We start from the raw sequence: 12,323 nt of genomic DNA, 5'->3' as shown, positions 1-12,323 counted from the left end.
CCGTGGCGAGTCGCGTGGTGGTGGCCGAAGCTCCCGCCCCCGTGGACCACGACGACGTCCTCGCCGGCCGCCGCGACCGCCGCCGCTGCACGCCCGATGGCCGCCTCGTCGAGCGTCTCTGGCTGGTCTTTCTCCGTGACGACGCTCCCACCGAGTTTGACGACGACTGTCATCGGTCCTCCACGCGGACCCCGTCCGTGTCCAGTTCCGCTCGGAACGTCCGTTCACAGCCCGGCGTGTAGGACAGCGCAGTCCGTGCCTCGTCGGTCTCGTCCAACACGACGATACAGCCGCCACCACCGGCCCCGGTCAGTTTCGCACCCAGCGCGTCGGACTCCCGGGCCGCCCACACCATCTCGTCGAGCGACCGCGAGGAGACGCCCAGCGCCTCCAGCAGCCCGTGATTGAAGTTCATCAGCCGCCCGATCTCGCCGAGCTTACCCGCTTCGAGCGCCCGCTCGCCCTGCCGAACGAGGTCACCGATGGTCTCGACGGTCTCTGCCGCGAAGGGGTACTGCTCTTTCAGCCGGCGGACACCCGCGACGAGTTCGCCCGTGTCTCCCGCACCGCCGTCGTACCCGATGACGAACGGCAGGTTCGGCACGTCCGGGAGCGGCTGGCAGTCGTCGCCCTCGATTCGAACAGCACCGCCAACCGCGGAACAGAACGTGTCCGCCCGCGAGGCTTGTCCGTCCTGGACCGCGTGTTCGACCCGGTAGGCGCGGTCTGCGATCTCCCGCGACGACAGGTGGACGCCGAGTTCCCGCGTCGCCGCGTCGATCCCCGCCACCACGACCGCCGCGGACGACCCGAGACCCGCGCCCAGCGGAATCCCGCTCTCCACGGTGATGTCGAAGCCCGCGTCGGGCCGGTCCGCCGCCTCCCGGGCCTGCGCGGCCGCGGCGTCGACGTATCCCACGGCCGCCTCGACCAACTCTTCGGGCACGTCCACGTCCGCCGAGTCGTCCGCCGTCCCCTCGTACTCAACGGTGAACCCGTCGAGCGTGAGGTCCGTCGAGTGGACCCGCAGGGCACCGTCGTCACGCTCTTGCACTGTGACCCGTGCCCGTCGCTCGATTGCGCATGGCACCGCCGGCTCCCCGTACACCACCGCGTGTTCCCCGAAGAGATAGACCTTCCCTGGTGCGCTGGACACGACCATGTCCGTACGTTCCACTCTCGCATAATGGAACTACCGGGTTCGTCGAGCCCTGTGCCCGGTAATGGGTTTCACCGGCCGTGCTGCAGACGTGGCGCGTATCGGTTGCCAGCGATGGTGTCTTAGGAGCTGGCCACAATCGGGAGCTGCAACTTACCGAACGGTTCACCCTGCTGGTCAGAACGAGCCGCCAACACCGAGATACAGAAAGATTCCGGTCGCCGTTGCTAACACGTCCAGTACGAACAGAATAGCGTAATCTTTCGCTTCCATACAGGAGGAAAATCCGCCTGTCGTTAATACGTGGTGATGCCTCGAGTCCACAAGTTCGCTACGCAGAGTGACCGAGATCTGAACAAGTCGCACACTACGTTGGCGTGCTGACGTCAGGCTCTCTACCGGTCGTGACGGGTTTCGACAGAGCCGAACACCCGGGTTCAGAGCACGTCCCCCGTGTACAGATACTCCCCGATGTACCCGCCCAGCGCCGACAACCCCACGACGAAGGCAGCAAAGAAGGCGAAGGCAAACAGAATAAAGACCAACCCCACACTGCCGGCCATCATCGCACCCCGACCTCCGAACATCGAGAGGACACCGACGAAACCGCCGAAAAACAACACCCCGAGAATCAGTGGGACCAGCGCGACTAGCCCAGCCAGAGTCCCCACACGCACGCCGTCGCGTTGATTCAGGTAGCCAGCGGCCGCCCCGCCGAGAACTGGCGAGAACCCGGTGAACGAGAGGACCACCGTCACGATACCCCCAATTAGCGCGTTCATCGCCTGGTCGCTCGTCATACGATAGCAGTTGTTGGCTTGACATATAGGTGTGTAGGATTCGGCGGCCGGGCTGTCGATGTGATTACAGTCGCTCTCTCCCGTCGGTCGGCGGAAAATCAGTGAGCGCCGAAATCTACAGTTCGCTCTCGAAGTCCTCGAGCGCGTAGGCGGGTTCGGCACCGCGGCGGTCGAGCGTCTCGTTGGCCAGCAGCCAGTAGACGACCGACAGGGCCTTGCGACCCTTGTTGTTCGTCGGGACCACGAGGTCGACGTTGCTCGTCTGATTGTTTGAGTCACACATCGCGATGACCGGGATGCCCACGGTGATAGCCTCCTTCACGGCCTGGGAGTCACCGATGGGGTCGGTCACGACCACGACGTCGGGCTCGATGTAGCCCTCGTAGTCGGGGTTGGTCAGCGTCCCGGGAATGAACCGACCGGTGCGTGCGCGGGCACCGATGGCGTCCGCGAACTGCTCGGCCGGAAAGCGGCCGTACTGGCGCGAGGATGCCACGAGAATCTGCTCGGGGTCGTAATCGCCCAGGAAGTCGGCAGCCGTCCGGATGCGCTGGTCGGTCATCGACACATCCAGCACGTACAGCCCGTCGGTCCGGACGCGGTGGATGAACCGCTCCATGTCTTTGGTTTTTTGCTGAGTCCCGATGTGGACACCGGCCGCCAGGTAGTCCTCGACCGGGATGAGGAGGTCCGCCTCGTCGTCGGGCATGACGTCCTCGTCCAGCCGCGGCTCCTCCTTGTCGGCGGTTTCCTCGGGTTCACCCGACTCGGCGTCGGGGGTCTGTTCGTCGTCGTCGGCCTCGGCGACGTCCGTGTCGGGGTCGGGCTCCGGGTCGACCTCCGACTCGGCGGCGTCGAGACCCTCTTCTTCGTTTCCACTCATGCGTTGTCCTCGATTCTGATCAGCTCGTTCAGCTTCGCAGTGCGCTCGCCACCGACCGCGCCCGTTTTAATGAACGGGGCGCCCGTCGCGACGGCGAGGTGTGCGATCGTCGTATCCTCGGTCTCTCCGCTCCGGTGGGAGACCACCGGCGCGTAACCGTTTCCGACCGCCAGTTCGATGGCGTCGAAAGCGTCGGTCAGTGTCCCGATCTGGTTGGGTTTGACAAGGATGCTGTTGGCCGCGCCCTGCTCGATGCCCGTGGCGAGCCGTTCGGTGTTGGTCACGAACAGGTCGTCACCACAGAGCAGCGTCCGGTTTCGTGCCTCGGCTGCTCGGCTTCCCGAGGCGTTGCCCACCTCGCTCTCCCCGACCCGCTCCGTTAGCTCCGCAAACGCCTCGTAGTCGTCCTCGTCGAGCGGGTCCTCGACGTAAACGAGGTCGTACTCGGCGACGAGGCGCGCGATGTAGTCGATCTGCTCGGCCGTGTCACGCGTGCGGTCGCCGTAGCGGTAGACGCCCTCGTCGGAGTCGTACAACTCCGCCCCGGCCACGTCGAGTCCCATTCGAACCTCGAACCCGAACTCGTCAGTGACGCGCCCGGTGGCATCGGCGACGACCTCGAACGCCTCGGCGTCGTCGACAGCGGGTGCCCACGCGCCCTCGTCGCCTTTGCCGGCAGCAATGTTCCGCTCGGTCAAGATGTCGTGAACTGCCCGGTGGACGGCCGCGTTAGCGAACACCGCGTCGGCGACGCTCGGTGCGCCGACCGGTGCGGCCAGGAACTCCTGAATGTGGGTCGCGTCTGCGGCGTGTTCGCCGCCACCTACGACGTTGCCCAGCGGTACCGGAAAGTTCCGCCCCCGGAACGCACCGCCGAGGTGCTGGTAGAGGGGAATGCCCTGCGTGTCGGCACCGGCTTTGGCCGCGGCCATGCTGATTGCGACCGCGCTGTTCGCTCCGATCTTCGAGAAGTCGTCCGTCCCGTCGGCACCGTGGAGCGCCTGGTCGACCCCGCGCTGGTCCCCGGCGAAGACTTCGCCGACGAGTCGCGGCACCGCCAGTTCGCGCGCCGTCGCGATGGCCTCGCTCGGCTCTAACTCGATGGCCTCGTACTCGCCCGTGGACGCGCCGCTCGGTGCGGCCGCACGGCCGAACCCGCCGTTGTCCGTGGTCACCTCCGCCTCGACTGTCCCGTTACCACGGGAGTCGAGTATCCGTCGGAGTGACACGTCGGCGATCAGCGTCACTGTTCACCTCGCCCGACCGTGAACGGCAGGACCGCAGCGTCGTACTCCTCGGCCGCGATGAGGATTGGCTGGGTCTGTTCGGTGTCGATGAGCACCGGTGCGCCGTACGCTACCTGCAACGCTCGCGCGCCGATGATGCGTGCCTTCTCGTATCTGTTGTCCTGTCCTGCCATGTGTCACTGATACGGTGCCACGATGTCGACGAGGTCCTTGTGTGAGACGAGCATCCGGCGACAGCAGTGTCGTTCCACGCCCAGTTCGTCGAGGACCATCTCGGGGTCCTCACCGTCCTGAGTGCGGGCCTTGAACTCTTCCCAGTGCTCGCCGACGACGTTACCACAGGTGAAACACCGGACCGGTACCATCATACTTGAATCACCTCAACGGTAGGACTTCTGGTAGCGTGCCCGAGCGCCCGGGCCGCCCCACTTCTTGGGTTCGGTCTGGCGCACGTCGTTGACCAGCAGCGACCGGTCGAACTCCATGTAGGCGTCCCGCAGTTCCGCGTCGTTGTGGAACTGGACCAACCCGCGTGCGATTGCGGTCCGGACGGCGTCTGCCTGTCCGGAGGTCCCGCCACCTTCGACCTGGACGTTGATGTCCACGTCGTCGCGCAGTTCGTCGCCGGCGATTCGGAACGGCTCCAGCATTTTTAGCTTCGACAGCTCCGGATCGACGAGTTCGACGGGCTGGGAGTTCACCCGAACCCGGCCCTCGCCGTCGGTGACCGTCGCGCGTGCGATGGCCGTCTTCTTCTTGCCTGACGTGTTAGTTACCATGTGACGTTCGCTCCGAGTTCTTCGCTGACTTCGCCCAACTGGACGAAGTTGATGTTCGAGAGCCGATCCAGTGACGTTCCCTCGACGATCGCTGCGTCCTCGTCGTGGGGGTTGCCGATGTAGACGCGGACGTTCTCGAAGGCTTCGCGCCCGCGATTCTTCTTGTACGGCAACATTCCGCGAATCGACCGCTTGAAAATGCGGTCGGGCTGTTTCGGGTAGTACGGTCCCCGGTCGGAGCCCAGGTCGCGGCGCGTCCGGTACTTCTCCATCGTGGACTCCGCGTTGCCGGTGATGACTGCCTGCTCCGCGTTGACCACGGCCACGCGCTCGCCGTCGAGCGCCCGTTGGGCCACTTCGCTGGCGACCCGACCGAGGATGCAGTCCCGTGCCTCGACGACGACGTCCGCGTCGAACTCTGCAATACTCATCGAATCACCCGTACGTTTCCGCCGTCGGGGTTGCGTTCGAGTGCCTGTTCTAGCGTGATGCTCTCGCCGACCTGGTCGATCTTGGTCTCGGCCGTGCCGGAAAAGTCAACGGCAGCGACCGTGACGTCCTTCTGGAGGACGCCGCTGCCCAGAACCTTTCCGGGCACGATCACTGTCTCGTCTTCCTGGGCGTACCGCTCGATACGGCCCAGGTTGACTTCGGCGTGCGTTCGCCGCGGCTTCTCCAGCCGGTCGGCGACGTCGCCCCAGACCTCTCCGCCCGAACTCCGGGCGGTCGACTTCAGATCGGCGATGAGACTACTGAGTCTCGGGTTCGTCTTACTCATAACCTACCTCCGAAGCAAAATGCGGGGAGCAGGATTCGGACCGCCGAGAGACGGTCGGTCTCCTGGGACCCGAGTCCGCTCCGCGCGTGTTCGTGACTCGCCGGTTCTGGCGAGTCGAACGATGCAGGGAGCAGGATTTGAACCTGCGGACCCCTACGGGACAGCGCCCTGAACGCTGCGCCGTTGGCCTGACTTGGCTATCCCTGCACGCGTGTGTCAGTTCCGACTGCCCATTCAAACCGCTTTCGATTGCCCACCGGTCTGCCCGGCCGCTCTTCAGGGGATGGGAGGCGTCATGCCGGTGTGTTGGGGCAGTGTCGCTCATTATAGCTGTACCGCGTTTTTCAGTTCGCTGGCCCGGTCGTGAATCGTGTCCACTGCCCCGGTCACCAGGTCGTCGACCGACATCGAACCGTCGGTCTCGACGTGGAACACGAAGGCGTTCGGGATGTCTTGGACTTCGACCTCCTTGCCCGGATACCGCTGGGTCAGGTCGTGGTCGAACGTCTCGGTCGGAATCAACTCGCCGTCCTCCTCTATGACCCCCCGCAGGATGTCGGGGTCGTCGTCGCCGTACTCGTCGGCGTCACCGACGACCTCTATCGTCTGCAGATGACGGTAGCCGACTGCCACGCCGCCCTGGTGTTTGGCGTGTTCCCGACCGACGTCGTAGACAGCGTCGGCTTCGACTTCCAGACGCTGGGGGGTCTCCGAGCCCTCCGGGTTTTTGAGGTCGATAATCGGGACGTTCTTGTCGGCCGGTTCGACGCGGTCGTCGGTGCTGACCAGGTCGCCCGAGTATGCGGTGCCCGGTCCCTCGACGTCCAGCGCGAGCGTGACCGTCTCCCCGACCTCGTAGTCCTCGGGTGTGCTCAGCGGGACCAGTCCGAGTCGGAGTGCGATCTGTTCGTCGAACATCACCGACGAGTTCTCGATGAACCGCACGTCGTCGATCGAGAGGGTCGGTACGTCGGCGATCATCGCACGCCGAATCCCGTTCGCGAACGCTGGGCTCACGTCCCGTACGAGAAACCGTGCTTCGCGGTCGCGGTCGCCCCGGTCGATAAACTCCACGTCGTAGTTCGGTGCCATGTTAGAATCCGCTGTTCTTTGGGCCGCGTGTGCCGTCGTGCGGGATGGGTGTCACGTCCTCGATACGACCGATCTCCAGACCGGCTCGTGCCAGCGCACGGATCGTGGCCTGTGCACCCGGGCCTGGATTCTTCTGCTGGTTCCCGCCGGGGCCGCGAACACGAACGTGGACGCCATCGACGCCCTGTGACTTGACCTCGTCGGCGACGGTTTCTGCCATCTGCATGGCCGCGTACGGCGAGGCCTCGTCGCGGTTCTGTTTGACGACCGTCCCGCCCGAAGATTTCGCGAGCGTCTCCGCGCCGGTCTGGTCGGTGATCGTGATGATCGTGTTGTTGAACGATGCGTACACGTGGGCGATACCCCAGATGTCGTCGGGTGCTTCCTCAGCCATGGTTTACTGTTCCTCCGCGCGTTCGGGGTGGAGTTCGTCCGTCAGGGGACTGTTGCTGTCGAACCCGACGGCGTCGCCTTCTGAAACGGCGAGCTTCCGCGAGGGCTCGGTGACACGGCTCCCTTCGACCGTCACGTGTCCGTGGACGATGAACTGTCGCGCCTGCTTGGCCGTGTTGGCCAGGCCTTTGCGGTAGACGACGGTCTGAAGACGACGCTCCAGTACGTCGGTCACGCCCAGCGACAGGATGGCGTCCAGACTGTCTTCTTCGTCGAGGATACCTAGCGTCTTGAGCCGGGCCAGAAACTCCTTGCTCTCCGCTGCTTCGGCGTCGCCCTGCGTGGCACCGAGCAGTCGACGGGCCTCCCGTCGGTAGGAGCGCAGTTCCGACTGGGCGCGCCAGAGCTCTTCTTTGTTCTTGAGTCCGTAGCGGGCGACGAGGTCGTGCTCGTCGGCGATCCGTTCACCCTGGAACGGGTGATTCGGCGTCTCGTAGAGTTTGGTCTTCGTTCCGAGTGGCATTATTCCTCACCGCCCTCTTCGGCGGCCTCTTCGGCCTGCTCTTCTTTGATGGCCTCGACGTTGACGCCGATGGTCCCCTCTGTACGACCGGTGGACTTCGTGCGCTGACCGCGGACCTTCTGCCCGCGCTTGTGTCGGACCCCGCGGTAGGAGTCGATCATCTTCATCCGGTTGATATCCTGCCGGCGGGTCATACCGAGGTCGTTGCCGATCTCGTGGGTGGTTTCCCCCGAGAAGAAGTCCGACTGGTGGTTGGTCATCCACTCGGGCACCTCGTCGGCGAAGCTCTCCACGAGGCCGACGATCTCCTCGATCTCCTCGTCTTCGAGTTTGCCGAAGGTGTCCCGACGGTCGATGTCCGTTTTGTCGGTGATGATCCGGGCGGCCCGGTGTCCGATGCCGTTCATGTCTGTCAGTGCTCCCTCGACGGACTTCGTCCCGTCGAGGTCTGTCTGTCCGATGCGGACGAAGTAACGGATGTCCTCCTCTTCCTCCGCGTCCTCGTCCTCTGGTGGGTCTTCTGCACTCATGTGTAACCGATTTCGGTGAGCGTCGTGGCGGGGATTCGAACCCCGGAGGCTTGACGCCACAGAGTTAGCAACCCTGCGCCTTGGGCCAGACTTGGCTACCACGACCCGCTGTCTGTTGAATTACCGCCCGCGAGACGCACCGCCTCGAACGGACTCGGGGCGCCGCCGCCCCTACACGATCTGTACTCTCCCGTATCACCAGGGCCTATTTAAACGCAACGGAACCGACCCGGAACTGCGGCCCAAGCGGCGCCCCGGTGACACCCGTCGCAGAACAGCCCTGTCTTCGGAGGGAGAGCTACGTTGCTCACTCGCTTCGTGCGTGCTGGCGATTTCGAAGGACGGACCGGGGCGACCGACGAGGGCCCCGCGTCCGGAGCGAGGGCGCGGTTGGCTTCGGACCGCCGCCTCGTCACCGCCGGACCCGGTCTGGCACACGCTGTCGCTCCAGGTGTGGTCGGTCAGATTCCCGGTTGACCCGCCCTCGCTCGCAGCACGGTATCTGGCCGTCGGCGTCCCCTTCGCGGCCGAACCCGCGTGTCTCCGTGCCGCTGGAACTACTCGTGGGCAGGTTCGTGGCCGCCTGTCCAGTTCCTGCCGCGACCTACCGCGCGGTGGCCGGCTGGACCGATGTCGACCCGCAGACACCCATCTCGTCCGTCCAGGGGACGGTCATCGGTTCGGTTGTTCACCGTCCCCTTGCTCCCGATCACGCTCTGTCTCCTGTCGCGCTACCTGCTACCTCCTCGACGCTGGTCGTCCCCGCCGCAATCGACCGCGCCCGCCCGACGTTCGCCGGTCGCCTCGGTTGGCAGGCAGTCGACGGCGCTCGCCGGGCAGTGGTCTGTGTCACGATTGCCACCGGTCTCGGCCGGCGGCGCACCGGCGTTCGATGTCGCTTTCGGCCGACGTGTGAGTACGAGGTGTGCAGGTGGCTGTTCGTCGTCGTACTGGGGTTACTGTACGTCGACCGGCGGTCGCGGAGGAAGGCTGTCACGCGGTCGCTACCGTGGTCGCCCGGAGCACGCGTCAGACCTCGATGTACTCCTCGTTGATTGTCCACTCGCCGTCGTCGTTTTTGATCATGTACTCCCCGTAGTAGGGCACTCGCTCGTGGACCGTCTCGCGGAACGCCTCACGGATCTCCGCTCGGGTCATCTCGCCCATCGACCGGAGGTCGTCGTTCCGGTTGAGACAGCCCTTGAGATGGCCCTCGTGTGTCACGCGCACACGGTGACAGTTCGCACAGAAGTCCGTGTTCCCGACGGGGTCGACGATTTCGACCATCCCGCCGGACTCGTCGTCTGGCCCGCCGCCGGACGAGTCCGACGAGGCCCCGCTCGTGTCACTCGCGGGACCGTCCCCGATCCAGTACCGTCGACGGTCGTGCATACTTCGCTGTTCGACGTGCTCGGCCTGCTGTTCGAGCCAGTCGTGGACGCGCTGGATATCGACGGCCCACTCCGGACGGCCAGCGAGTTCCGGCATGTACTCGATGAGCTGCAGTTGGAGGCCGTCGTTCTCGGCCACGTGGTCGACCATCTCGGGGACGTAGCCCGCGGTCTGCTCGAACACAACCATATTGAGTTTTACCGGTTTCAGGCCCGCCTCCAGTGCCGCTTCGACGCCCTCGATGACCGCCTCGTACTCACCACTCTGGGTGACCTCGGCGAAGGCTTCCTGATCGAGCGCGTCCTGTGAGACGTTCACCCGGTCGAGGCCGGCCTCGACCAGGTCGGGAGCGCGGCCAGGGAGGTACGTGCCGTTGGTCGTCAGCGAGGTCTCCATCCCGTCGGGAGTCCGTCGGACGATCTGTTCGAGGTCACCCCGTAGCATCGGCTCGCCGCCCGTGAACTTCACCGCCTCCACGTCGAACTCCCGGGCGACCTCCAGGAACCGGACCACGTCGTCGGTACTCATCTCGTCGTCGCGGGGCTCCATCGGTCCGCGCGTGTCGCCCAGTCCCTCGTTGTGGCAGTAGACGCAGTCGAAGTTACATCGGTCCGTCAACGAGACACGGACCCCCGACACTTCGCGCCCGAACTGGTCGACCAACATACTCACTGCTCTACCCGCCGTGTAGTTAAATCCGATGACGAATGCCGGGCGTGCGTAACCACTCAGGGTTACATTTCGTCGGTCACAGATGCTCGAGTTCACAATCCTTATCGCCGCGCCGGTCCGTTATTCGGGGTATGAACGAAGCCGACGTTCGGGACCGCCTCCGGAACGTGACGGACCACGACCTGGGCGACGACATCGTCTCGCTCGGACTGGTCAACGACGTCACCGTTGACGGCGGGACCGCTCACATCTCGCTTGCGCTCGGGGCCCCCTACTCCCCGACAGAAACGGCCATCGCAAACGACGTCCGGGAAGCACTGGCGGATACAGGTCTCGACATCGACCTCTCCGCGGAAGTCGACCAGGGGGTCGGGCCAGAGGAGCAGGTCCTGCCCAACGTCGAGAACATCATCGCGGTCGCCTCCGGCAAAGGTGGCGTCGGCAAGAGTACCGTCGCGGTGAACCTCGCCGCTGGGCTGTCCCAGATGGGGGCTCGTGTCGGGTTGTTCGACGCCGACATATACGGCCCGAACGTTCCGCGGATGGTCGCCGCCGAAGAGCGACCGAAGGCCACCAAGGACGAGAATCTCATCCCGGTCGAGAAGTTCGGGATGAAACTGATGAGCATGGACTTTCTCGTCGGCGAGGACGACCCCGTCATCTGGCGCGGCCCGATGGTCCACAAGGTCCTCACGCAGTTGTGGGAGGACGTCGAGTGGGGTGCGCTCGACTACATGGTCGTCGACCTCCCGCCGGGCACCGGCGACACCCAGCTTACCATGCTCCAGAGCGTCCCCGTCACCGGTGCGGTCATCGTCACGACGCCTCAGGACGTGGCCGTCGACGACGCCCGCAAAGGACTGGAGATGTTCGGCAAACACGACACGCCAGTGCTTGGCATCGTCGAGAACATGGCCTCCTTCCAGTGTCCCGACTGCGGCTCACAGCACCACATCTTCGGTTCGGACGGCGGCCGCGAGTTCGCCGACGAGTCCGAGATGCCGTTCCTGGGGTCGATCCCGCTCGACCCGAGGGTGCGGGAAGGCGGGGACGACGGCGAGCCAACGGTGCTGGACGACGCGAACGAGACCGGGCAGGCACTGCAGGAGTTCGCCGCCGAAGCGGCCGACATGCAGGGGATCGTCCACCGGCGCGGCCTCTCTATCGAGCGGTCGACGCTGGACCACGACCACGACCACGACCACGAACACGAACACGAACACGAACACGAACACGCGAACTGAGCCCCGCCCGCGAGAGCGTCGACGGACACCGGTTCCCGGCAGTTTCGGAGCCGCTCCGTTCGGCGAACTCAACTATGTCTGTCGCGTTATACGTTCGATGGCCACCGTCCTGAACTGACCACCTCGACCGAAGCTGTCTGTGAATCAGGGCCGTGTTACGACCGCCAGCGGGCGACGCGCGGCGATATATCACTGTTGATAATTTCGAGTAAACAAGTAAGTACACCGCGACCAACCTGAAACTGTTATGTCAGCAGGTGATATTCCAGCCCCTGCGGAGTACGAGTGGGACTTCGAAACAGACGGTGATGTCGGAATCTGGTATCTGGACGGATGGCAGGGATTTCCCGACGAAGAACTGAATGCGGTCAGCGACCACTACCGCGAGCGGGCCAGCCGTGACGACATCGAGGCGACGGTAGCAGTGTTCGGTGACGAAACGAGTCTGCCCAAAGAGACACAGGAGTACATGGGCGAGGAGTGGTCGGCCAACGGTGAGTACGCAGGCGTCGACCGGATTGGGTTCGTCGCCGACGGCATCACCGGAATGGCGGTCAAGTCGAATATGGACGTTTCCGACGCCGAACTCGGCGACTTCGACGACCTCTCGACGGCAATCGAGTGGGCGAAGAACTAGGCCAGTATCACGCCTCGACTGTTGTCCGGGGGACACCAGCCACTCTGAGAGGGACTGCTGAGACAGTGTGCCGACGGGCCGTCCCGAACGCGGATGATAGCAGGTAGCGTCGTCCACTGACGCGGCCCCCTTATCGAGCACTCGACACCGGGTTACAGCCGGGAGTGCACACACTGACGGGCGATTTTGCACTG

At 64.6% G+C, this 12,323-nt stretch carries 17 protein-coding genes and 2 tRNA genes; 2 read left to right on the top strand and 17 right to left on the bottom strand.

Annotation, left to right across the window (positions count from 1 at the left end; genetic code table 11):
• The 17 genes from Q0964_RS11835 to moaA form a co-directional block, all read right to left on the bottom strand.
• Window positions 1-173, bottom strand: a 173-nt coding sequence (locus Q0964_RS11835) for an amino acid kinase family protein (protein ID WP_475405891.1), incomplete at its 3' end; no start/stop codon positions are given.
• Window positions 170-1,162 carry a mevalonate kinase gene (gene mvk, locus Q0964_RS11830; RefSeq protein ID WP_299267717.1) on the bottom strand — a complete coding sequence of 331 codons (993 nt, stop codon included), beginning with the start codon at window positions 1,160-1,162 and terminating at the stop codon, window positions 170-172. The genes mvk and Q0964_RS11835, both read right to left, overlap by 4 nt.
• A gap of 434 nt (window positions 1,163-1,596) precedes the next feature.
• Window positions 1,597-1,959: a DUF5518 domain-containing protein gene (locus Q0964_RS11825; RefSeq protein WP_299267714.1), complete on the bottom strand. Its 363-nt coding sequence runs from the start codon at window positions 1,957-1,959 to the stop codon at window positions 1,597-1,599.
• A gap of 115 nt (window positions 1,960-2,074) precedes the next feature.
• On the bottom strand, window positions 2,075-2,842 hold the full coding sequence (gene rpsB, locus Q0964_RS11820; protein WP_299267711.1) for a 30S ribosomal protein S2: 768 nt from the start codon (window positions 2,840-2,842) through the stop codon (window positions 2,075-2,077).
• A complete protein-coding gene (eno, locus tag Q0964_RS11815) occupies window positions 2,839-4,089 on the bottom strand; it encodes a phosphopyruvate hydratase (protein WP_299267709.1) in 1,251 nt (416 codons plus the stop codon). Before eno ends, rpsB begins: the two co-directional genes overlap by 4 nt.
• The gene (locus tag Q0964_RS11810; RefSeq protein ID WP_299267706.1) at window positions 4,086-4,262 is read right to left on the bottom strand and encodes a DNA-directed RNA polymerase subunit K; all 177 of its coding nucleotides are present in this window, start codon (window positions 4,260-4,262) and stop codon (window positions 4,086-4,088) included. Before Q0964_RS11810 ends, eno begins: the two co-directional genes overlap by 4 nt.
• Window positions 4,263-4,265: 3 nt before the next feature.
• A complete protein-coding gene (locus tag Q0964_RS11805) occupies window positions 4,266-4,457 on the bottom strand; it encodes a DNA-directed RNA polymerase subunit N (protein WP_092692413.1) in 192 nt (63 codons plus the stop codon).
• A 12-nt stretch (window positions 4,458-4,469) separates the two neighbouring features.
• Window positions 4,470-4,868 carry a 30S ribosomal protein S9 gene (locus Q0964_RS11800; RefSeq protein WP_299267691.1) on the bottom strand — a complete coding sequence of 133 codons (399 nt, stop codon included), beginning with the start codon at window positions 4,866-4,868 and terminating at the stop codon, window positions 4,470-4,472.
• On the bottom strand, window positions 4,862-5,299 hold the full coding sequence (locus Q0964_RS11795; RefSeq protein WP_299267689.1) for a 50S ribosomal protein L13: 438 nt from the start codon (window positions 5,297-5,299) through the stop codon (window positions 4,862-4,864). The genes Q0964_RS11800 and Q0964_RS11795 overlap by 7 nt, the downstream gene beginning before the upstream one ends.
• Window positions 5,296-5,646, bottom strand: coding sequence for a 50S ribosomal protein L18e (locus tag Q0964_RS11790; RefSeq protein WP_299267686.1), 351 nt, complete (start codon window positions 5,644-5,646; stop codon window positions 5,296-5,298). Before Q0964_RS11790 ends, Q0964_RS11795 begins: the two co-directional genes overlap by 4 nt.
• 122 nt (window positions 5,647-5,768) lie before the next feature.
• Window positions 5,769-5,853 (bottom strand) — tRNA-Leu (locus tag Q0964_RS11785).
• A gap of 117 nt (window positions 5,854-5,970) precedes the next feature.
• Window positions 5,971-6,738: a DNA-directed RNA polymerase subunit D gene (locus Q0964_RS11780; protein ID WP_299267683.1), complete on the bottom strand. Its 768-nt coding sequence runs from the start codon at window positions 6,736-6,738 to the stop codon at window positions 5,971-5,973.
• Between the two features lies 1 nt (window position 6,739).
• Window positions 6,740-7,132: a 30S ribosomal protein S11 gene (locus Q0964_RS11775; RefSeq protein ID WP_299267680.1), complete on the bottom strand. Its 393-nt coding sequence runs from the start codon at window positions 7,130-7,132 to the stop codon at window positions 6,740-6,742.
• Between the two features lie 3 nt (window positions 7,133-7,135).
• Window positions 7,136-7,654 carry a 30S ribosomal protein S4 gene (locus Q0964_RS11770; RefSeq protein ID WP_299267677.1) on the bottom strand — a complete coding sequence of 173 codons (519 nt, stop codon included), beginning with the start codon at window positions 7,652-7,654 and terminating at the stop codon, window positions 7,136-7,138.
• Window positions 7,654-8,184: a 30S ribosomal protein S13 gene (locus Q0964_RS11765; protein WP_299267674.1), complete on the bottom strand. Its 531-nt coding sequence runs from the start codon at window positions 8,182-8,184 to the stop codon at window positions 7,654-7,656. The genes Q0964_RS11770 and Q0964_RS11765 overlap by 1 nt, the downstream gene beginning before the upstream one ends.
• Window positions 8,185-8,204: 20 nt before the next feature.
• Window positions 8,205-8,289 (bottom strand) — tRNA-Ser (locus Q0964_RS11760).
• Between the two features lie 924 nt (window positions 8,290-9,213).
• On the bottom strand, window positions 9,214-10,242 hold the full coding sequence (moaA, locus tag Q0964_RS11755; RefSeq protein ID WP_299267671.1) for a GTP 3',8-cyclase MoaA: 1,029 nt from the start codon (window positions 10,240-10,242) through the stop codon (window positions 9,214-9,216).
• 137 nt (window positions 10,243-10,379) lie between these two features.
• On the opposite strand from moaA, the gene Q0964_RS11750 reads away from it, so the two are divergent.
• Window positions 10,380-11,492 carry an Mrp/NBP35 family ATP-binding protein gene (locus Q0964_RS11750; protein WP_299267669.1) on the top strand — a complete coding sequence of 371 codons (1,113 nt, stop codon included), beginning with the start codon at window positions 10,380-10,382 and terminating at the stop codon, window positions 11,490-11,492.
• 247 nt (window positions 11,493-11,739) lie between these two features.
• Window positions 11,740-12,129: a hypothetical protein gene (locus Q0964_RS11745; RefSeq protein ID WP_299267667.1), complete on the top strand. Its 390-nt coding sequence runs from the start codon at window positions 11,740-11,742 to the stop codon at window positions 12,127-12,129.
• Window positions 12,130-12,323: the final 194 nt, after the last annotated feature.

The sequence above is a fragment of the Halorientalis sp. genome (assembly GCF_028275115.1).
Classification (GTDB): domain Archaea; phylum Halobacteriota; class Halobacteria; order Halobacteriales; family Haloarculaceae; genus Halorientalis.
Note: the sequence above shows the minus strand (reverse complement) of the source record. Positions and strands in the feature narration are given on the sequence as shown.

Excerpts from the sequence above, each read along its gene's own strand:
- mvk (WP_299267717.1), bottom strand. The coding sequence starts at position 1,162 with ATGGTCGTGTCCAGCGCACCAGGGAAGGTCTATCTCTTCGGGGAACAC.
- Q0964_RS11825 (WP_299267714.1), bottom strand. The coding sequence starts at position 1,959 with ATGACGAGCGACCAGGCGATGAACGCGCTAATTGGGGGTATCGTGACG.
- rpsB (WP_299267711.1), bottom strand. The coding sequence starts at position 2,842 with ATGAGTGGAAACGAAGAAGAGGGTCTCGACGCCGCCGAGTCGGAGGTC.
- Q0964_RS11810 (WP_299267706.1), bottom strand. The coding sequence starts at position 4,262 with ATGGCAGGACAGGACAACAGATACGAGAAGGCACGCATCATCGGCGCG.
- Q0964_RS11805 (WP_092692413.1), bottom strand. The coding sequence starts at position 4,457 with ATGATGGTACCGGTCCGGTGTTTCACCTGTGGTAACGTCGTCGGCGAG.
- Q0964_RS11800 (WP_299267691.1), bottom strand. The coding sequence starts at position 4,868 with ATGGTAACTAACACGTCAGGCAAGAAGAAGACGGCCATCGCACGCGCG.
- Q0964_RS11795 (WP_299267689.1), bottom strand. The coding sequence starts at position 5,299 with ATGAGTATTGCAGAGTTCGACGCGGACGTCGTCGTCGAGGCACGGGAC.
- Q0964_RS11790 (WP_299267686.1), bottom strand. The coding sequence starts at position 5,646 with ATGAGTAAGACGAACCCGAGACTCAGTAGTCTCATCGCCGATCTGAAG.
- Q0964_RS11780 (WP_299267683.1), bottom strand. The coding sequence starts at position 6,738 with ATGGCACCGAACTACGACGTGGAGTTTATCGACCGGGGCGACCGCGAC.
- Q0964_RS11775 (WP_299267680.1), bottom strand. The coding sequence starts at position 7,132 with ATGGCTGAGGAAGCACCCGACGACATCTGGGGTATCGCCCACGTGTAC.
- Q0964_RS11770 (WP_299267677.1), bottom strand. The coding sequence starts at position 7,654 with ATGCCACTCGGAACGAAGACCAAACTCTACGAGACGCCGAATCACCCG.
- Q0964_RS11765 (WP_299267674.1), bottom strand. The coding sequence starts at position 8,184 with ATGAGTGCAGAAGACCCACCAGAGGACGAGGACGCGGAGGAAGAGGAG.
- moaA (WP_299267671.1), bottom strand. The coding sequence starts at position 10,242 with ATGTTGGTCGACCAGTTCGGGCGCGAAGTGTCGGGGGTCCGTGTCTCG.
- Q0964_RS11750 (WP_299267669.1), top strand. The coding sequence starts at position 10,380 with ATGAACGAAGCCGACGTTCGGGACCGCCTCCGGAACGTGACGGACCAC.
- Q0964_RS11745 (WP_299267667.1), top strand. The coding sequence starts at position 11,740 with ATGTCAGCAGGTGATATTCCAGCCCCTGCGGAGTACGAGTGGGACTTC.